This window comes from Amycolatopsis coloradensis, from assembly GCF_001953865.1.
In the GTDB taxonomy this organism is placed as follows: domain Bacteria; phylum Actinomycetota; class Actinomycetes; order Mycobacteriales; family Pseudonocardiaceae; genus Amycolatopsis; species Amycolatopsis coloradensis.
Map to the genome: position 1 here is coordinate 521,164 of NZ_MQUQ01000012.1, position 19,952 is coordinate 541,115.

14 protein-coding genes are annotated in these 19,952 nt (G+C 67.6%); 8 read left to right on the plus strand and 6 right to left on the minus strand.

Annotated features, from left to right (window positions below):
* Positions 1-74: 74 nt before the first annotated feature.
* Together BS329_RS23695 and panB are read right to left on the minus strand one after the other, a co-directional pair.
* The gene (locus BS329_RS23695; RefSeq protein ID WP_076163403.1) at positions 75-1,049 is read right to left on the minus strand and encodes a right-handed parallel beta-helix repeat-containing protein; all 975 of its coding nucleotides are present in this window, start codon (positions 1,047-1,049) and stop codon (positions 75-77) included.
* A gap of 230 nt (positions 1,050-1,279) precedes the next feature.
* The gene (gene panB / locus BS329_RS23700; RefSeq protein WP_076163404.1) at positions 1,280-2,155 is read right to left on the minus strand and encodes a 3-methyl-2-oxobutanoate hydroxymethyltransferase; all 876 of its coding nucleotides are present in this window, start codon (positions 2,153-2,155) and stop codon (positions 1,280-1,282) included.
* Between the two features lie 244 nt (positions 2,156-2,399).
* On the opposite strand from panB, the gene lysX reads away from it, so the two are divergent.
* A complete protein-coding gene (gene lysX / locus BS329_RS23705; protein WP_076163405.1) occupies positions 2,400-5,717 on the plus strand; it encodes a bifunctional lysylphosphatidylglycerol synthetase/lysine--tRNA ligase LysX in 3,318 nt (1,105 codons plus the stop codon).
* A 141-nt stretch (positions 5,718-5,858) separates the two neighbouring features.
* Positions 5,859-6,446, plus strand: a complete 588-nt coding sequence (locus BS329_RS23710; protein ID WP_076163406.1) for a DinB family protein — start codon at positions 5,859-5,861, stop codon at positions 6,444-6,446.
* A gap of 10 nt (positions 6,447-6,456) precedes the next feature.
* On the opposite strand, the gene BS329_RS23715 is transcribed toward BS329_RS23710, so the two are convergent.
* Positions 6,457-6,993, minus strand: a complete 537-nt coding sequence (locus tag BS329_RS23715; protein WP_076163407.1) for a methylated-DNA--[protein]-cysteine S-methyltransferase — start codon at positions 6,991-6,993, stop codon at positions 6,457-6,459.
* Positions 6,994-7,090: 97 nt separating this feature from the next.
* Between BS329_RS23715 and BS329_RS23720 the strand changes: the two genes are divergently transcribed.
* The gene (locus BS329_RS23720) at positions 7,091-7,717 is read left to right on the plus strand and encodes a VOC family protein (RefSeq protein ID WP_076163408.1); all 627 of its coding nucleotides are present in this window, start codon (positions 7,091-7,093) and stop codon (positions 7,715-7,717) included.
* On the opposite strand, the gene BS329_RS23725 is transcribed toward BS329_RS23720, so the two are convergent.
* Both BS329_RS23725 and secA2 read right to left on the minus strand, forming a co-directional pair.
* Complete coding sequence (locus BS329_RS23725) at positions 7,688-9,445, minus strand: NAD+ synthase (protein ID WP_076163409.1); 1,758 nt, start codon at positions 9,443-9,445, stop codon at positions 7,688-7,690. The two genes, BS329_RS23720 and BS329_RS23725, sit on opposite strands and share 30 nt — an antisense overlap.
* Positions 9,446-9,659: 214 nt before the next feature.
* Positions 9,660-11,987, minus strand: coding sequence for an accessory Sec system translocase SecA2 (secA2, locus tag BS329_RS23730; protein WP_076163410.1), 2,328 nt, complete (start codon positions 11,985-11,987; stop codon positions 9,660-9,662).
* A 149-nt stretch (positions 11,988-12,136) separates the two neighbouring features.
* Here secA2 and BS329_RS23735 point away from each other — a divergent pair, with 149 nt between their 5' ends.
* Both BS329_RS23735 and BS329_RS45545 read left to right on the plus strand, forming a co-directional pair.
* Positions 12,137-13,708 (plus strand): alpha/beta hydrolase, encoded by a 1,572-nt coding sequence (locus tag BS329_RS23735; protein WP_208619263.1) that lies wholly within the window; start codon positions 12,137-12,139, stop codon positions 13,706-13,708.
* A gap of 326 nt (positions 13,709-14,034) precedes the next feature.
* Positions 14,035-14,487 (plus strand): alpha/beta fold hydrolase, encoded by a 453-nt coding sequence (locus BS329_RS45545; protein WP_425266373.1) that lies wholly within the window; start codon positions 14,035-14,037, stop codon positions 14,485-14,487.
* A gap of 21 nt (positions 14,488-14,508) precedes the next feature.
* Here BS329_RS45545 and BS329_RS23745 read toward each other — a convergent pair whose 3' ends face one another.
* Positions 14,509-15,177, minus strand: coding sequence for an LppX_LprAFG lipoprotein (locus BS329_RS23745; RefSeq protein WP_076163412.1), 669 nt, complete (start codon positions 15,175-15,177; stop codon positions 14,509-14,511).
* Positions 15,178-15,252: 75 nt separating this feature from the next.
* Between BS329_RS23745 and BS329_RS23750 the strand changes: the two genes are divergently transcribed.
* The 3 genes from BS329_RS23750 to BS329_RS23760 all read left to right on the plus strand — a co-directional run bounded on the left by BS329_RS23750 (position 15,253) and on the right by BS329_RS23760 (position 19,519).
* Positions 15,253-16,533 carry an MFS transporter gene (locus BS329_RS23750; protein WP_425266372.1) on the plus strand — a complete coding sequence of 427 codons (1,281 nt, stop codon included), beginning with the start codon at positions 15,253-15,255 and terminating at the stop codon, positions 16,531-16,533.
* Positions 16,534-16,601: 68 nt separating this feature from the next.
* On the plus strand, positions 16,602-17,945 hold the full coding sequence (gene glnA, locus BS329_RS23755) for a type I glutamate--ammonia ligase (protein ID WP_076163413.1): 1,344 nt from the start codon (positions 16,602-16,604) through the stop codon (positions 17,943-17,945).
* 11 nt (positions 17,946-17,956) lie between these two features.
* Positions 17,957-19,519 carry an amidase gene (locus BS329_RS23760; protein ID WP_076163414.1) on the plus strand — a complete coding sequence of 521 codons (1,563 nt, stop codon included), beginning with the start codon at positions 17,957-17,959 and terminating at the stop codon, positions 19,517-19,519.
* Positions 19,520-19,952: the final 433 nt, after the last annotated feature.

Below are 19,952 nucleotides of genomic sequence, written 5' to 3' on the forward strand. Positions count from 1 at the left end.
GAATCGGCGGGTGTCCGAAGGGTGGGGGCCCGCCCCCGCCGCCGGGCTGAGCGGGCCCCCGGTCTTCGGTCGCGTCAGCAGCCCGCCGTGGCGGCCACGTTCGCGAACCCCTTTCCGGCGCCGGTCACCTTGTTGCTCGCGCAGACCTTGTTCCCCGTCGCGGCCTTCACGAGATAGAAGCCGTACGCGTAACTGGATTGCACGTCCGCGGTGTTGCCGGAGAAGGTGTTGTCGCGGCCCCAGCCCTCGAGTTGGACATGGACCTCGAAGCCGCCGTAGGTCGCGTTGTGCACGAAGACCTTGCTGCCCCGATTGTCCGCGACCACGTAGTTGTTGCCCTTCATGTCCACCCAGCTGTCGGCGAAGTGCTCGCCGCTCTGCCCGGTCCCGTCGAAGACGTTGCCGCGCAGTTCGCCGCCGGTGGTGCCTTCCTTGATGTCGATCGACTCGGCCCGCACGTTCGGACCGATCTTGTTGCCGAGGGCCTTGTTGCGATCGCTCCGGTCGGGCGTGCCGCCCGGCCAGTTGCTCTTCGCGGAACCGAAGTAGATGCCTTCGCCGTAGCCCGCGTACTCGCGGCCGGTGTCGGTCACCTCGGAGTTCTTCACGACGTTGTCGGTGCTCGTGTACTCGAAGTGGATGCCCTCGTGGCCGACGGCGGTGACCTTGACGCCATCGACCACCGTGTTCTTGACGCCGGTCGCCATCAGACCCTTCTGACCACCGGTGAGGGTGAAGCCGGTCAGATTCCAATAGCTACCGGTCAGTTCGAGCGTGCGCCCGGCCGAAGCCTTGATGACCGCACTTCGAGGACCCTTCAGCGTGATGCGGCTGCTGGAGGTACCGCTCTTCGCCGCCTTGAAGTTGCCCGTGAAGGTCGTGTTGGCCGCGAGTTCGATGACAGTGCCGGGAGTGACCGAAGCGAGCGCCGCCGTCAGCTGCTTCGAAGTCCCTACGCGGACTGTCGCGGCCTGTGCGGGGTACGCCACCAGGGTCGACAGCAGGGCGACACCGGCGCCGATGGCCAGAACCCGCTCACGAACACGCATCCGTGGTCCTCCTCGTCGAGGGATCGAAGCTTGGTCGTGGCGGCGACGGCTAGACCGTAAGGCAGCTCTCGAACGCGAGTCAAGGACATGATTGAAGTTCATATACGTGAACGACTAAGGATCGACACGCACGGGCCGCCCCGGAGAGAGCAAGGGACCTTTGCTATCGCCCTCCCCAACGGGAGTGATAGCAAAGGTCCCTTGCTCTCTTTCTGCAGGTCAGGGGTGGGTCAGTCGTGGAACGAGTGCTCCGAAGCCGGGAATTCGCCTCGCCGGACGTCCTCCGCGAACGCCGTCGCGGCCCCGGCCAGCACGCCTGCCAGATCGGCGTACTTCTTCACGAACCGGGGTGTCTTGCCGCGCCGGAGCCCGGCCATGTCTTGCCAGACGAGCACCTGCGCGTCGCAGTCCGGCCCGGCGCCGATACCGACGGTCGGGATCCTCAGTTCGTGCGTGATCCGCTTCGCCGCTTCGGCGGGCACCATCTCCATGACGACCGCGAAGGCGCCTGCCTCCTCCAGGGCGAGCGCATCGGCGAGCAGCGCGTCAGCCGCTTCGCCGCGTCCCTGGACTCGGTAGCCGCCGAGATTGTGTTCACTCTGCGGGGTGAATCCGATATGTCCCATCACCGGGACGCCGGCCGACGTCAGCGCCTCGACATGCGGCGCGAACTTCCGCCCGCCTTCGAGTTTCACGGCGTGCGCACGGCCTTCCTTCATGAATCGCACCGACGTCTCCAGCGCCTGCTGCGGCGAAAGCTGGTACGAGCCGAACGGCAGATCGGCCACGACCAGCGCCCGCTTCACCGAGCGGGTCACCGCCCGGACCAGGGGAAGCAGCTCGTCCACGGTCACCGGAAGTGACGTGTCGTAGCCGAAGACGTTGTTCGCCGCAGAATCGCCGACGAGCAGCACGGGAATGCCGACCTCGTCGAACAGCGCGGCGGTGTACATGTCGTAGGCGGTGAGCATCGGCCAGGTTTCGCCGCGCTCCTTCATGTCGCGAAGGTGATGTACGCGGACTTTCTTCCCAGATGTGGCCTGGGGTGCCGCACCGGTTCCGTACGGAGCGGCGAGTTCGCCAGAATCCTTTTCGGTGGCAGACATCCTTGTCGACCGTCCTTCCCTCGAGGCCTCGAAGAGGTCCCCGGGTCGCGGAGCTGAACAGAGCAAAGCCTGACACGCGGGGATAGCGCCCCCAAGGCCCTGCGACCAGCTTCACACCGCAGCGTCACGCCTCCGGACGACCAAATCGAGACCAGAGGATGATGATCGTTGACAACCACACCGGGTTGTGTGACGTCAAGTAGTAGCAGCTGTCGATCACCTGTGTGTACCCCGAAAGGCCAGTATGGGAAACCCAGCGAGCCGTGTCCCGCCGTGGAAGGCGAGGGCGGGCGGCATCGTCGCCACTCTTGTGCAGCTCGCGGCCGTGTTCTCCGTGATCCTCCTTCTCGCCGGCGGCGTGAAGGGGAAGGTGCTCAAGGCGGGTGACGTCGCCTTCTCGGCACTGAGTATCCCGACGAACGCGAGCCTCGTGATCGTCCTGCTGCTCGTCGTTCTCGGCGCCGCGCTTCGCCGACGCAAACGCGCCGCCCTCTACACGCTGCTGCTGTTTCAGATCGGCGGCATCGCGGTGACCCTGGCCTTCCAAGCCGCTCTGTTGTGGTGGCCCGAACTGCTGAGACTGGGGCCGTGGCAGGTCCGGCACATCCCGCATCAGGTGTGGGTGCTGGCCATCGTCGACGTGATCTCGATCGGCATGATCGCGTTCCTGTGGATTCTGCGGCCCGCGTTCCCCGCCCGGCTCGCGCCGGGCGCGTGGCGCGACGGCCTCACCATGCTGTTCGGCGGGCTGGCCGCGGTCATCCTCATCGGCTGGGGGCTGAGCGAGGCCTTCCCCGGTCGTCTCGTGGACACCTGGGCGCGGTTCGCCTGGGTCGTCAACCACACGACCGGTGAGAACATCCAGCTCCGCCGGGTCGGCATCGGCGAAGGACCCGCCTGGCTCGATCTCGTGCTCGACCTCAGCGCCACCGCCGTCGCGACGGCCGCGCTGTACACGCTTTTCCGCGGGGTTCGCAGCCGTCGGTTGAGGACAGACGAGGAAGAACTGCGCGTACGCCGCCTTCTCGCCGAACACGGTGAAGACGACTCTTTGGGCTATTTCGCCACCCGGCGCGAGAAGAGCGTCGTCTTTTCACCCAATGGCCGCGCCGCCGTCGCCTACCGCGTGCTCGCGGGCACCAGCGTCGCCAGCGCCGATCCCATCGGTGATCCCGACGCCTGGCCTGACGCGGTCCGTGCCTGGCTGAACGAAGCACGCACCTACGGCTGGACCCCTGGCGTGCTCGGCGCGAGCGAACGCGGCGCGAAGGTGTACGCCGACGAGGGTCTGCGCGCGCTGGAGATCGGCGACGAAGCGGTCCTCGACGTCCGTGACTTCAGCCTCGCCGGGCCGGAACGCCGCTCGGTCCGGCAAGCGGTCAAACGGATCGAACGGGCCGGATACACCACGAAAGTCCGGCGGCACAGCGAAATCCCGGCCGACGAAATGGCGCGGCTGCTGTTGCAGGCGCAGCAGTGGCGCGGCGCGGAGACCGAGCGCGGGTTCTCGATGGCGCTCGGCAGGCTCGGTGATCCGAGTGACGGCCGGAGCGTGATGGTCGAGGCGTACGACGCCCGAGGCGAGCTGCGCGGCATGCTGTCGTTCGTCCCGTGGGGTCGCCGTGGGTTGTCGCTGGACTTGATGCGGCGTGACCGTGACGCCGAGAACGGCCTCAACGAGTACATGATCGCCGAGGTGGTGGCGGCGAGCTCACACCTTGGCGCACAACGGATTTCACTGAACTTCGCGATGTTCCGCGCCGTCTTCTCCGAGGGGGAGCGGATCGGTGCGGGTCCGGTGCTCCGCGCCTGGCGCGGTGTCCTCAGCATGGCGTCGAGGTTCTTCCAGCTGGAATCGCTCTACCGGTCCAACGCCAAGTACGGCCCCGACTGGGAACCGCGATTTCTGTGCTATTCCTCGGCTCGACGGCTGCCGCGGGTCGGCATCGTCGCCGGTGCGCTCGAAGGTTTCGTCCCGACCGGACGGTCAGGGCGGGCACTGAAACTGGAGACGGTCACCGACGAATTCGTCGCCGAAGTCGACCGTATCGACGCGAACGCGGCCACCCCGGCGCCGAAGCAGGTGCGGCGCCCGGACCAGGTCCGCGTGCGGATGGCGAAGCTGGATCGCTTGCGGGAAGCCGGGATCGACCCCTATCCGGTCGGTTTCGCCCGGGAGGATCTGCTCGGCGAGGTCGTCGCCAAGTTCGGGGACCTGGGCCCGGACACTCACACCGGTCACCGGGTCAGCATCGCAGGCCGGGTGCTCGCGATGCGCAACCTCGGCGGACTCTGTTTCGCCAGGGTCAAGGACTTCAGCGGTGAGATCCAGCTGATGCTCGACGCGTCCGTGCTCGATCCCGGCGGCTGGCGGCGGGGTGTCGACCTCGGTGACCACGTCGGCGTGAGCGGGCAGGTCGTGACGTCGCGGCGCGGTGAGCTTTCCGTGCTCGTCGAAGCGTGGACGGTCACGGCGAAGAGCCTGCATCCGTTGCCGGACAAGCGAAAGGGTCTCACCGACCCGGAGACGCGAGTGCGGCAGCGCTACCTCGACCTCGCGGTGAATCCGGACTCGACGGCGATGCTGCGGATGCGGTCGACCGTGGTGCGCGCGGTGCGGGAACGGCTGCACCGGGGCGATTACCTCGAAGTCGAGACGCCGATGTTGCAGACCGTGCACGGCGGCGCCAACGCCCGCCCGTTCGTCACCCATATCAACGCCTACGACATGCGGATGTACCTGCGGATCGCGCCCGAGCTGTACCTGAAACGGCTGTGCGTGGCCGGGGTCGAGCGGGTTTTCGAGCTGAACCGGAACTTCCGCAACGAAGGCGTCGACGCGACGCACAACCCCGAATTCACCATGCTGGAGGCATACCAGGCGTATGCCGACTACAACACGATGCGAACGCTGACGCGTGAACTCGTGCAGCACGCCGCTGAGGCCGCGTACGGCGCGCAGGTCGTTCGCCGTCCGGGGCCGGACGGGAAGGTCGTCGAGTACGACATCTCCGGTGATTGGCCGGTGATCCCGGTCCACGAAGCCGTTTCGGCGGCGCTCGGGGCGCAGATCGACGCGGGCACCTCGGTCGCCGAACTCCAGCGGCTGTGCCGCGTGGCGGGAGTGCCGGTGAACAAGGAGGCCGGACACGGTGACCTCGTGCTGAAGGCGCACGAGCACCTCGTCGAAGGTTCGACGGTGATGCCGACCTTCTACACCGACTACCCGACGGATGTCTCGCCGCTGACCCGGCAGCATCGTGTGGATCCGCGGCTGGCCGAGCGCTGGGACCTGATCGCGTTCGGCTCCGAGGTCGGCACGGCCTACACCGAACTGACCGATCCGCTCGAACAGCGGCGGCGGCTGGAGGCGCAGTCGCTGCGCGCGGCGAGCGGGGATGTCGAGGCGATGGAACTGGACGAGGACTTCCTGCTCGCGCTCGAACACGGCATGCCGCCGACCGGCGGGCTCGGCATCGGCGTCGACCGGCTGCTGATGATGCTGACCGGGGCTTCGATCCGGCAGACCGTGCTGTTCCCGTTCGTGCGTCCCCAGTCGTAGCGGGGGAGCAAGGGACCTTTGCTATCGCTCGTTAGCCTCACTAACGAGCGATAGCAAAGGTCCCTTGCTCTCTTCCTGCTCGAATCGGCCCGAGACCGCGTTCCGGATGTAAAGATCTTCTTCCCTACGGAAGGAGCCATCATGGCTGGAAACGTTCCCCCGGTCGCCGATGAGCGCGAAGGTCTCCTCGCCTACCTCGAGCAGCAGCGTCACGTCCTGCGCATCGCCGCGCACGGCCTGACCGAAGAACAGGCCAGAGCGGTCCCGACCAGAAGCTCACTGAGCGTCGGTGGCCTCATCAAGCACACCGCGTTCACCGAAGACGGCTGGATCGACATCCTTCTCCAGAAGCCATCGAAGCCGATGGAGGAGACGATGAAGGACTACGAAGCCGGTTACGTGATGGCTGACGATGAGACGCTCGAAGACGTCTTCGCGCGCTACGACGAGGTCGCCCGCCGGACCGCGGACGTCATCGCCGGGATCGCCGACCTGGGCCAGCCGGTCCCGGTGCCGAAGGGCGTGCCCTGGTATCCGCAGGACGTCGACGCCTGGTCGGTCCGCTGGGTGCTCTTACACCTCATCGAGGAGACCGCGCGGCACGCCGGGCACGCCGACATCATCCGCGAGCACATCGACGGCGCGACCGCCATCCCGTTGATGGCCGCCGCGGAAGGCTGGCCGGAGACGCCCTGGCTCAAGCCGTGGTCGCCGACCGCGACCGTGTAGCGGTGTCCGCCTAGAACAATGTCGGTTCGTCCACCAAAGCGCCTTCGATGACCAGCATCCGGCGCTTGGTGGCGACCCCTCCTCTCGCGGAGAAACCACCGTCCTTGCCGCCCGCGGCGAGCACGCGGTGGCACGGCACGATGATCGGGAACGGGTTGCGCCCCATCGCCTGCCCCACGGCCTGCGCCCCGCCGGGCATGCCGAGGATGTTCGCGATGTCGCCGTAGGTCAGCGTCTTCCCGGCGGGGATCGAGCGGATGAATTCGTAGACCCGGTGCTGGAACTCCGGCACGCCCTCGTAGTCGAGTTCGACGCCGGTGAGGTCCGTGCGCTGGCCGTTCATCAACGAGACCACGCCATCGATCGCCTGCTGGACTTCCGCCGGTGGCGCGGATTCGACCGCGTCAGGTAGCCGCGCGACAAGCCGTGTCCTGGTCTTTTCCTCACTGCCCTCGGGGAGCTGGACCGCGATGACCCCGCGTTCGTTCCACGCGATGCCGCAGTCGCCGATCGCGGTGCCGAACACGACGTAGCCCGGTGCCGTCATGAGACCAGCGTACGAGACAAGTCCGACAGTTTCGGCTTGGCCGCTTTCGGCGGCACCGCGGTGCCAAGGACGTGGCGGCTGCGATAGGACTATGGGGATGAGCGACCTCGTGCTTGATCACCTCGTCTACGCCGGGCCGAATCTCGAAGAGGCCATCGCGCGCGTCGCGGATCTGACCGGCGTCACGCCCGTACGCGGTGGCAGGCATGTCGGGCTCGGCACGGCCAATTACCTGGCCGATCTCGGTGCCGGTGCTTACCTCGAGGTTGTCGGGCCTGACCCGGCCCAATCCGAGCACGTCGGCCCTCGGCCGTTCGGCGTCGACGAGCTGACCGAGCCCGCACTGGTCACCTGGGCCGCGCGAGTGCGGGGCATCGACGCCGCGATCGCCGAGGCGCGCGAGCGCGGTTACGACCCGGGAGAGGCATTCGAGATGTCGCGCGCCACCGACGACGGCGACCTGCTGACCTGGCGCCTCACCGGCGCCGGCGGCTTGGATGGGCTCGCGCCCTTCCTCATCGACTGGGGGAGCACCCCGCATCCGACGACACGGAGGCTCCCCGCGATCCCGCTGCTCCTGGTCATCGGTGTCCACCCCGAGCCCACCGCGGTGGAGTCCGCGGTCCGGGCGCTCGGGATGGACATACTCGTACGGCGCGACACGAAGCCCGGTCTGGTGGCCGTGCTCCAGAACTCAGCCGGGAAGCAGATCACGCTGAGCTGAGCGGGCCACGACCGTGCCCTCGCGCCAGCCGTTGGTCATCGGCAGCCGCCGGTCCCGCCCGAACGCCTTGAATGTGATCTTGGTGCCCGGCGGGTACTGGCGGCGCTTGTATTCGGCTTTGTCGACCATGCGCACCACACGATCGATGGTCTCCGGCTCGAAGCCCGCGTCGACCAGGTCGACATAACCGCGGTCACCCTCGATGTAGTCGTCGAGGATGTCGTCGAGCATCAGGTAGTCGGGCAGCGAGTCGCTGTCCAGCTGCCCTGGCCGCAGCTCGGCCGAAGGCGGCTTCGTGATCGAGTTCTCCGGGATGGGCGGGGTCTCGCCGTTCTTCTCGGCTTCCGCGTTACGCCATTTGGCCAGATGCCAGACGTGCGTCTTGAACAGGTCCTTGATCGGCGCGAAGGCCCCGACGGCGTCGCCGTAGATCGTCGAGTAGCCGACGGCGAGTTCGGTCTTGTTTCCGGTGGCGAGCACCAGGTGACCGTCCTGATTGGACAGTGCCATCAGCAGCATGCCGCGGACCCGCGCCTGGATGTTCTCCTCGGCGAGCCCGGTCAGCTGGAGCTGCTCCACGTAGACCTTGACCATGTCCGCGATCGGTTCGACGCGGTAATGCGCGCCGATGCGGCGGGCGAGGTCTTCGGCGTCGCCCTTCGAGTGCTCCGACGAGTATTCCGAAGGCATCGAAACGCCGTAGACGTTGTCGCCGCCGAGCGCGTCGGCGGCCAGCGCGGCCACGACCGCCGAGTCGATGCCGCCGGAGAAGCCGAACGTCACCGACGAGAAGCCGTTCTTGTGCACGTAGTCGCGCAGGCCGATCACGAGCGCGTGCCACACTTCGGCCTCGTCCGACAGCGGTTCGCTGATCACCGATTCGGTGCGCGGGCTGTAGGCCGGAACCGTTTCTTCGCTGAGGACGCGGCGCTTGACCCGCAGGCCCTCGAACTCGCCCTCGGCGGTGTGCCCGCCCGCGACGAGGTCCGTGTCGACGATCAGCAGGTGCTCGGTGAACTGGGGCGCGCGTGCCAGCAACCGGCCGTCCGCGCCGACCACGATCGAGTCGCCGTCGAAGACGAGGTCGTCCTGACCGCCGATCTGGTTCGTGTACACCAGTGGCGCCCCGGCCTCGGCCGCGCGACGGGCGATGAGTGGCAGGCGGATGTCGTCCTTCGCACGCTCGTAAGGCGAAGCGTTGGGTGCGACCACGAGGTCCACTCCGGCCTTGCCGAGTGCGGAGATCGGGCCGCCGTCCTGCCAGACGTCCTCGCAGATCACCATGCCGACGTCGACACCGTGGAAGCGGACGACCTCCAGTTCGTTGCCCGGCTTGAACCAGCGGTGCTCGTCGAAGACGCCGTAGTTGGGCAGGTGGTGTTTGAACTGGCGGGCGACCACTTCGCCTCGGTACAGCGCGGCCGCCGCGTCGCGCGGGCCGGTTTCGTCCAGGTCGAGATACCCGATGTAGGTGAGCACTTCGCCGCATCCGGCGTCATCGAGCCGCTGGGCGAGCGCTTCGACCATCTGCTTCGAGGCGGAGGCGAAGGTCGGGCGGAGGGAGAGGTCCTCGACGGGATAGCCGGTGAGGGACATCTCCGGGAAGACCACGATGTGGGCGCCTGCCTCGGCGGCTTTACGGGTCCACTCGACTGTGAGCTCGGCGTTGCCCTCGAGGTCTCCGACGGTGGTGTTGACCTGGGCCAGTGCGATGCGCAGTTGCGGCATGCCGACATTCTCACTCACGGGAGTCACGGGGGACGAGTGGATGTGCCGAATCGCCCAACTGGGTGCGGCCCGCTGCCGGGGGAGCAAGGGACCTTTACTACTGCCCGGCCGCTGACCTGCGGTTTCGCCCCAAAAGAGAGCGGGGGACCTTTGCTGTCGCTCTCCAAAAGAGAGTGACAGCAAAGGTTCCCCGCTCCCGCGACCGGACCGAGCGCTACTTCCGCTTGATCATGCTCCGCACCTTCTTGATGGTCTGCTCGAAGTCGGAGTCGAACGGGTTGTCGTGCACCAGGTAGGTCCACGTCGTGTTGGCCCGCCGCACTCCCGCGTCACCGAGGTCGATCCCGTTCTCGGTGATCTCGGCCTCCTCGAGCGTCTTCGCCGCCCGCTCGGCCGCTTCCGGGATGATCTTGTGGAACTCGGGGATCGCCGCGCGGTGGAACTCGTCGATCGGCGTCTCCCGCGCCAGCGCCCGCAGGTGGATGCTCTCCCGCACGTCGGTCAGGAACGCCAGGTGGTCCGACCACAGCTGGTCGATGTGGAACAGCAGCACCTCACGGCTCAGCTGTTCGACACGAGCCTCGTCGTCGACGGCCTCCGAAAGCTCCTTGAACTTCTCCGGATGCGCCTTCTCCAGCACCTCCGCCGCGTGCGCGGTCCGCAGAACCTTGTCCCGGTGCCCGAGCAATTCGCCACGCTGCCGCTCGATCAGCCGCGTGTAGCGCCAGGTGTTCCGGTGGATCTCCAGGTCGACACCCTCGGCGACACGCTGCGCGTGGTTGATCTGCCGCAGCGCCGCCGGATCGACGATCTCACCGCTGCCCACGTCCGAGCTGATGCCCTCGGGGATGTCCGGCGCGTTCGACAGCACGAGTTCGTCGTTCAGGCTGGCGAAGAACACCGCACTGCCCGGGTCGCCCTGCCGTCCGGACCGGCCGCGCAGCTGGCCGTCCAGCCTGCTCGACGGGTAGCGGGCGGTGCCGATCACGTGCAGGCCGCCCAGTTCGACGACCTCGTCGCGGCCGTCGCCGTCCTTGCCGCCCAGCCGGATGTCGGTGCCTCGACCGGCCATCTGGGTCGAAACGGTGACAGCGCCCTTCTTGCCGGCGTCGGCGATGATCGCGGCTTCCTCGGCGTCGTTGCGCGCGTTGAGCACGACGCACTCGAGTTCGACCTTCGCCAGCTTCTCGGCCAGTTCCTCCGATTCGGCGACGTCCTGGGTGCCGACGAGGATCGGCCGTCCGCTCTCGTGCACCCGCCGGATCTCCTCCTCGATCGCGCGCAGCTTCTGCGACGGCGATCCGAAGATCCTGTCCTCCTGGTCTTCGCGGATGTTCGGCGTGTTCGGCGGGATGACCGCGACCTCGAGCTTGTAGAACTCGCGCAGCTGCTCGGCGACCGCGACCGCGGTACCGGTCATGCCCGCGACCTCGGGGTAGCGCGCGAGCAGCGCCTGCACGGTAATCGAGTCGAGGATCTCGCCCCGGTCGGTCGCCTTGACCTGCTCCTTCGCCTCGACGGCGGCCTGGAGGCCGTCCGGCCAGCGCTGGAGTTCGGCGACGCGGCCGCGCGCGGCGTTGATCAGCTGCACCTTGCCGTCCCGCACGAGGTAGTCGACGTCGCGGGTGAGCAGCGCGTGCGCGTGCAGCGCCACGTTCACCGCGGGCAGCCGGTCCGAACCCGTGTCGTCGTACAGGTTGATGTCGTCGCCGAGGGCCTTCTCGACCACCGAAGCGCCCGCCTTGGTCAGCCAGGCGTTACGGCCGTCGGCGTCGGTCTCGTAGTGCAGCCCGAGCCGCAGGCGCCGGACGATGTTCGCGACCTCTTCGTCGGCGTCGGTGTGGTCGATCGACCCCGCCATCACCAACGGCACACGCGCCTCGTCGACCAGCACGGAGTCCGCCTCGTCGACGATCGCCACCTCGGGATCGCGCTGGACCAGGTCCTCCTCGCGCGTCACGAGGCGGTCGCGCAGCACGTCGAAGCCGATCTCGCTGACGGCACCGTACGTGACTTCCTTCGCGTACGCCTCGCGGCGCTCGTCCCGGGAGTGCGCGGGCTCGATCCAGCAGACGGAGACGCCGAGCAGATCGTAGATCGGGCCCATCCACTCCGCGTCACGGCGGGCGAGGTAGTCGTTCACCGTGACGACGTGGACGTGCTTGCCGCGCAGGGCGTATCCGGCGCCTGCCAGCGCACCGGCCAGCGTCTTGCCCTCACCGGTCTCCATCTGCACGATGTGCCCGCTGAGCAGGCCCATCGTGCCCAGCAGCTGGACGTCGAAGGCACGCTCACCCAGTGCCCGGCGAGCGGCCTCACGGCCGAGCGCGCAGACCTCGACCAGCTGGTCGTTGCCGAAGGCCGTGGCGTCCCGAAGCTTGCCGGCCCGCTCTGTCAGCTCCTTGTCGGAGAGCTTCTCCAACTCGGGCTCGAGCTTCTCGATGGCCGGCAGCAGCGCCTCGTAGCGGGTCAGCTCGACGCTGCCCGGCCGCTGGATGATCCGGCGCAGCTTCTTGCCCACCCGGCTGATCAGTGCTGCCACCCCTGTGCTCCCGTCTGTTCTTCTGCCGTCCGCACCCGTATCACCAACGCGGTGGTGGTGCGGCCGAGTTCCACGGCCGATGGCACGATCCAACCGTGTCCACTCATGTCAGCGCCAGGTCCCGTGCCCGCCGATTCGCCGCGATCTCGCTGTCCGGCCTGCTCGCCGTCACTTTCGCCGCGTGCTCGTCGGGAGAGGGTAGAACCCAGCCGCCGCCTCCGGCGACCGAGTCGCATGCTCCGTCCGGCCAGGTGCCCGCAGGACTGGAGAAGTTCTACGGACAGAGTCTGACCTGGGCCGACTGTGCACCCTACGCGACATCCGACGACGCAAAAGCGGCGTTTCGAGTGAAGGACGCGCAATGCGCCCGGCTGGCCGTTCCGCTCGATTACGCGAAGCCTGAAGGCGACTCGATCACGCTCGGTCTCCTGCGCCGGAAGGCACTGAAAACCGACGAAAGGATTGGCTCGCTCGTGGTCAACCCGGGTGGCCCCGGAGCCTCCGGCATGCAGGCCGCGGCCGGTCTCGCGTCCCGGACCGCGACGAATGAGCTGGGCAAACGCTTCGACGTGGTCGGCTTCGACCCGCGAGGCATCGGTGCGAGCCAGCCGCAGATCCGCTGCCTGACCGACGCCGAACGCGACGCGGACCGGGCGGACGACAGCGAGACGGACGGGTCACCCGAGGGAGTGAAAAAGCAGGAAGCCGAGTCCAAGGACTTCGCGACCAGGTGCGCCCAGAGGACCGAACACGGCGCCTCGATGCTCGCGAACGTGGGTACCCGCGACGTTGTCAAGGACATGGACGTCCTGCGGTCCGTTCTCGGCGATCCGAAGCTGAGCTACGTCGGCTACTCGTACGGCACGCGGATCGGATCCGCCTACGCGGAGGCGTTCCCGACGAACGTCCGCGCGCTGGTGCTCGACGGGGCCGTCGACCCGGAGCAGGACGCGGTGGAATCGCTGGTAGCGCAGGGGCAGGGCTTCGGCAAGGCGTTCGGCGCGTTCTCCAACTGGTGTGCCGCGCGGGAGGACTGCGCGCTCGGGCGAGACGCCGCGGGCGTGACGAAGGCGTTCCAGGACCTGGTGCGGCCATTGATCGACTTCCCCGTCCCGGTCAGCGACGGCAGGAAACTGTCGTACGAGGACGCGACCACCGGCGTGATACAGGCTCTTTACCAGGAAGATCTCTGGGAACCGCTGAACACCGCGCTCAACGACCTGAAGCGCCAACGCGGCGACGGCCTGGAAAAACTGGCCGACCTCTACAACGAACGCGGCGCCGACGGCCGCTACGGGACGACGCAGGACGCTTTCGTCGCGATCCGGTGCGTCGACGATCCGCGGGTCACCGACCCGGCGAAGATCCTGGACGCGCAGAAGCGGTACGCGCAGGCGGCACCGTTCCTAGACGACGGCAAGCCGGACGGCGCCGCGCTCGACTCCTGCGCCTTCTGGCCGGTGCCGAACACCTCGGAGCCGCACCAGCCCAACGTCGAAGGGCTGCCGAAGACGCTGGTCATCTCCACGACGAACGACCCGGCGACCCCCTACCAGGCGGGCGTGAACCTCGCGAAAGCGATCAAGGGAGCTTTGCTGACGTTCGAGGGGAACCAACACACGGTGTTCCTCCAGGGCGTCTCGTGTGTCGACCAGATCGGCATCAAATACCTGGTGGACGGCACCGTGCCGGACGAGGGCACTCGCTGCGAGGCCAAGTAACGAGTTCGGTGTTGTCGCCGCACTGGTCGCTTCGTGCACGACGCCGCGGCCCGCGCCGCCGACGACTTCGGTGTCGCCGACTCCGGACCCGAAGGCGCTCGAAAGGTTCACCGGGCAGAAGCTCGCGTGGAGCGCGTGCACGGACAAGGCGTTCGACTGCGCGAAGCTCACCGTTCCGCTCGACTACTTGAAACCGGACGGCGAAACGATCTCGATCGGCGTCCACCGGCACAAGGCGAAGAAGACCGATCAGCGGATCGGGTGTCTCAGCGGCGGCGCGAATCGCGAAGTCCCGCCCCGCTGCGACGCCGGCGACGCGATTCGACATCGTCGGATTCGACCCGCGCGGCGTCGGGACAAGCGAACCGAAGCTCGTCTGTCTCACCGACGCCGAACGCGACGCGGACCGTGCGGAGGATTCGGAAAGCGACACGACTCCGAGCGGGATCGCGAAGCAACTCGCCGACGCCAGCGCGTACGCCGCGAAGTGTGCCGATCGCACGAAGCACGGCCAGGAGCTACTCGCCAACATCGGGACCAGGGATGTCGTCCGCGACCTTGACGTCCTGCGCTCGGTCCTCGGCGACGAAAAACTCACCTACCTGGGCTATTCGTACGGCACGCAGATCGGGACCGCCTATGCCGAGGCGTACCCGGACAAGATGCGGGCGCTGCTCCTCGACGGTGTCTTCCTCGACGGCAACGAATGCGTCGACGGCGCGGGCAACGCGTACCTGACCGACGGCGAATTACCCGCCCCCGGCACCCGCTGCACCTAGCGGGGGAGCAAGGGACCTTTGCTATCGCCCGCCCCCGACGACCACCGCGTCATGCCCGGTCAACGCCAGTTCCAGCATCACCGCGAAGTCCTCCGGCCTCGTCGGCGGCACCTGCACCCACACCCGCATCAGCCGCCGCGGCTCGTCCTTCGAAATCCACAGCTTCACGAACACATCCGACCGGATCTCCGGCACGATCCCGCCGATCACCGCGGCCGGCACCTTCGCGCCGATCCGGAACGAGTCGGTGTCCTGCACCCGCTCCCACCGCTCGCCCTTCAGCTCGGTCGCCCCGGTCAGCAGCCGCCGAAGCCCGCCTTCAGCTCCGAGCATCGCCTGCGGCGTGTACGGCGCCGAAGCAGAAATCACGCGCTCCCCGCCAGGCCCACTGAGCGTGATCTCCGAACCGGACAGCCGGTACTTGACCTTCATCCGTTCGAAGTCGTCTTGCAGATCGGCGTTACCGACCGCGCCACCCTCGAGACTGATCTCGCCGTCGAGCCCGCGCACCGGCAGCCCGGTGACCACGCCGTTCACGCCGAGGGTGAACCGCACGCTGCGCAAAGAGACGAGGGAGTCGGCCGCCGCGCTCACGAATTCCGGTGCCGAGGGCAGCGGGGGTGACCCCGCGCAGCCGCCGATGAGCCCGATCGAGAGCAGCAGCACCGGCACGAGATGACGGCAGCGCATGGCCCGAGCCTATGGCCTTGGCCCGAATCTTTCGCACAGTGTCCTTCCAGCCGCTTCCGCCAGGAGCCGCCGTCGATGACGCTGATCGGCGTGCAACTCCAAACCCGACTCCACCGTGCGTGGTTCATCGCGGCCGCCGCGTTCGTCGCCCTCCTCGCCGCCGCTGGGTTCCGCGCGGCCCCCGGGGTGCTCATCGACCCGCTTCACAACGAGTTCGGCTGGTCGCGCGCGACGATCGCGTCGGCCGTCTCCGTCAACCTCGTGCTCTACGGCCTCTTCTCGCCCTTCGCGGCAGCTCTCATGGAGCGCTTCGGCATGCGACGCGTCGCCTCGACGGCGTTGTTCGTCGTCGCGATCGGCGCGGGCGGCACGGTGTTCATGAGCGCGAGCTGGCAGCTCATCCTCTGCTGGGGTGTCCTGGTCGGTGTCGGCACCGGCTCGATGGCGATGAGTTTCGCCGCGACGGTCGCCGCCCGCTGGTTCGTCCGCAGCCGCGGCGTCGTCACCGGCGTCCTCACCGCGGCCGGGGCCACCGGCCAGCTGATCTTCCTCCCGATCGTGGCGAACCTCGCCATCGACGAAGGCTGGCGGACGGCCTCGCTCGTCATCGCCATCGCCGCGCTGGCCGTCGTTCCCGTCGTCCTCTTGGTGGTCCGCGATCACCCGTCCGACGTCGGAACGACCGCGTACGGCGCCGAACCCGGAGAAGTCGAACCACCAGCCCGTACGAGTGGTTCCGCCCGTCGTGCGCTCTCGGTCCTCGGCTCGGCAGCACGCACGAAGACGTTCTGGCTGCTCGCAGCCGGTTTCGCGATCTGCGGCGCCACGACGAACGGCCTGGTCAGCACCCACTTTGTCCCCGCCGCACACGACCACGGCATGCCGCAGACCACCGCCGCCGGCCTGCTCGCCCTCGTCGGGATCTTCGACGTCGTCGGCACGATCGCCTCCGGCTGGCTCACCGACCGGGTCGATCCGCGCGTCCTGCTCGGCGTCTACTACTCCCTTCGTGGCGTTTCGCTCGCACTTCTTCCGCAGCTGTTAAGCGGATCGGTGGAGCCGAGCATGTGGGCGTTCATCGTCTTCTACGGCCTCGACTGGGTGGCGACGGTCCCACCGACGGTCGCGCTCTGCGTCCGCCAGTTCGGTGCCGCCGGGCCGATCGTCTTCGGCTGGGTCTTCGCCAGTCACCAGCTCGGCGCGGGTCTCGCGGCCTTCGGCGCCGGCGCGATCCGTGACTCTTCCGGCAGCTACGCGCTCGCTTGGTACATCGCCGCGGGCCTCGCGGTGCTCGCTTCGGTCGCTTCCCTGTCGATCACGAAGGCGGCCAAACCCGAGCCGGTTCCGGTCGGGTGATCTACCACTTCCGGTCGTACGGCGCGTCGCGAAACATGTCGTTAACACGTTCTCGTTAGGGTGCGGCCATGGATCGCCAGCAGGAGTTCGTGCTCCGTACCTTGGAAGAGCGCGACATCCGTTTCGTCAGGCTCTGGTTCACGGATGTGCTGGGGTTTCTCAAATCCGTCGCCGTGGCGCCCGCCGAGCTCGAGGGCGCCTTCAGCGAAGGGATCGGCTTCGACGGCTCGGCCATCGAAGGGTTCGCGCGCGTCTACGAATCCGACATGGTCGCGAAGCCCGACCCGGCCACGTTCCAGGTCTTGCCTTGGGAGACCCCCGACGGCGGACCGTATTCGGCGCGCATGTTCTGCGACATCGCGATGCCGGACGGCTCCCCGTCCTGGGCGGATCCGCGGCACGTCCTGCGCAGGCAGCTTTCGAAGGCGGCCGAAGCGGGCTTCACCTGCTACGTCCACCCCGAGATCGAGTTCTTCCTGCTCTCGAGCCTGCCGGACGACGGCAGCGAGCCCGAGCCCGCGGACAACGGCGGGTACTTCGACCAGGCCAGCCACGCGACCGCGACGCACTTCCGCCGCCACGCCATCGAGACGCTCGAGGCGATGGGGATCTCGGTCGAGTTCAGCCATCACGAGGGCGCGCCCGGTCAGCAGGAGATCGACCTCCGGTACGCCGACGCGCTGACCATGGCCGACAACGTGATGACCTTCCGTTACGTCGTCAAGGAGGTCGCGCTCACCCAGGGGGTCCGCGCCACCTTCATGCCGAAGCCGTTCACCAGCCAGCCGGGCTCCGGGATGCACACCCACGTGAGCCTCTTCGAGGGTGACCGCAACGCCTTCTACGACGCCGAAGACCCGTACGAGTTGTCAGCGACAGGTAAAGCTTTCGTGGCGGGGTTGTTGCACCACGCGAAGGAGATCTCGGCGGTCACCAACCAATGGGTGAACTCCTACAAACGGCTGATCAGCGGCAGTGAGGCCCCCACGACCGTCTCGTGGGGCCGGGCCAACCGCTCCGCGCTGGTCCGAGTCCCGATGTACTCCCCGGGCAAGGCGTCGTCACGCCGCGTGGAGATCCGCACGCTCGACTCGGCCTGCAACCCCTATCTGGCTTACTCGGTCATCCTGGCCGCCGGCCTCAAGGGCATCGAGAAGGGCTACGAGCTGCCGCCTCCCGCCGAGGACAACATCTGGCAGCTGTCCGACGCCGAACGCCGCGCGGCCGGATACGCCCAGCTCCCGCAGAACCTCGGTGAGGCCCTGTCCGAGATGGAAAAATCGGAACTTCTGCCCGAAGCGCTCGGAGAGCACGTTTACGACTTCTTCCTGCGCAACAAACGTGTTGAATGGGATAACTACCGCAGCGCGGTGACCCCGTACGAACTGCGGACCTTGCTTCCGGTGCTCTAGAAGGAGACCTGATGGTGCGGCGACCGGTGTTCCGAATCCTGACGACACTGGTCGCCGTGACCATCACGGCGAGTGCCGCACCAGCGGCATCCGCCGTCAGCAGGCCTCTCGATCTCGATGCCGCCGACATCCCCGCCCTCCAGGCGCGCATGTCCGCCGGGCGGCTCACGGCAGTCGGCCTGACCTCGGCTTATCTTGATCGCATCCGCAAGGTCGACGGGAAGGTGAACGCGGTCATCGCGGTCGATCCGGCCGCGATCGCGCAAGCCGCGGAAAGTGACGTCCGCCGTCGGGCAGGCAAGACGCGAGGCCCTCTCGACGGCATCCCGATCCTGGTGAAGGACAACGTCGACACCCGGTCGATGCAGACGACCGCCGGCTCTCGGGCCCTGCGCAGCAAGCCCGCGAAGGACGCGACCTTGATCCGCCGTCTGCGTGACGCGGGGGCGGTGGTCCTCGGCAAGGCGAACCTGTCCGAATGGGCGAACTTCCGCGCCGCCAGACCCACTTCCGGGTGGTCCGGCGTCGGCGGGCAGACGAACAACCCGTACGTACTCGACCGCAACCCTTGTGGGTCTTCCGCCGGCTCCGCCGCCGGAGTGGCCGCGTCACTCGCGCAGGTCGCGATCGGAAGTGAGACCGACGGCTCGATCGTCTGCCCGGCCGGGATGACCTCGACCGTGGGGCACAAACCAAGCCTCGGCCTGGTCAGCCGCGCCGGCGTGGTGCCGATCTCGGCGGAACAGGACACCGCCGGTCCGATCGCCAGGCATGTCGTCGACGTCGCGCTGACCCTTTCCGCGCTCCAAGGCCGCGACCCGGCCGACCCCGCCACCGGCGCGTACCCGCCGAATCAGCCGACCGACTACGCCGCGCACCTCCGGCCAGGCGTGCTGAAAGGCTCCCGGATCGGACTCTGGCGCCTGCCGATCCTCGGCCCGGACGTCGACGCCGTGCTGACGCGGACCAGGAACTCGCTGGTCAGGGCCGGTGCCGAAGTCGTCGAGGTGACGCCGCCATACCAGGCAAGGCTCGGTGAACTGGAGTTCCCGGCGCTGCTCACGGAGTTCCACCGCGACATCGACCGCTACCTGGCCACGCGCCCCGAAGGCCCGCGCGACCTCGCCGCGCTGATCGCCTACAACAAGTCCGATCCGCTGGAGCGGACCTGTTTCGCCGGGCAGGAACTCTTCGAGCAGGCACTCACCGCGCCCGGCCCGTCCGACCCCGGCTACCTGGCGATGCGCCGCGAGCTGACCGACCTGGCGAAACGCTCGATCGACGAGACCGTCGCGAAGTACCGCCTCGACGCGATCGCTGCACCCACTAACCCGCCTGCCTGGAAGACCGACTGCAAGACCGGCGACAACGACGTGATCCCGTCGTCGACGCCGGCCGCGGTCGCGGGCTATCCGGCGGTGACCGTGCCCGCCGGGTTCGTCGGCGAGCTTCCAGTCGGAGTTTCGTTCATGGCGGGGCGGTGGGCAGACGCTCGAGTGCTCTCCTACGCGGCCGACTTCGAACGCGTCGTCCCCGCCCGCGAACCGCCTCGCTACCTGAAGACCGTCGGATGACGGCGGTTCATACCGACTGACCTGCGGCGATGTCGTTAAGTGACCCCCCTGTTTTCAGGGGGTTCCGGGGCATGTAATCTTCTCTTCGTCGCCAAGAACACCGGGCCGCCGGGGCCGAAAGCCCCAGGCCAGGAACACGGGCCGAGCGGGTTGACACCGCGAATCGGACCAGGTAACGTTCAGCGTCGGCCCACGAGCGGCCGCCGACTCCCTACGACTAAGACCGTAGGACTCGGTATGCTCGACCAAAAGCTTGTGAATATCGCTTTGAAACAAAGTGTGTTGCTTGAGAACTCAACAGTGTGCTAGTGAACTAAGCCAGTAGAGCTTATGTATTTAAACCTCGTTTGAGGTTCCTTTGAGTGCATTAAATTGCCTCGATCAAATTTGACATTGTTGGAGAGTTTGATCCTGGCTCAGGACGAACGCTGGC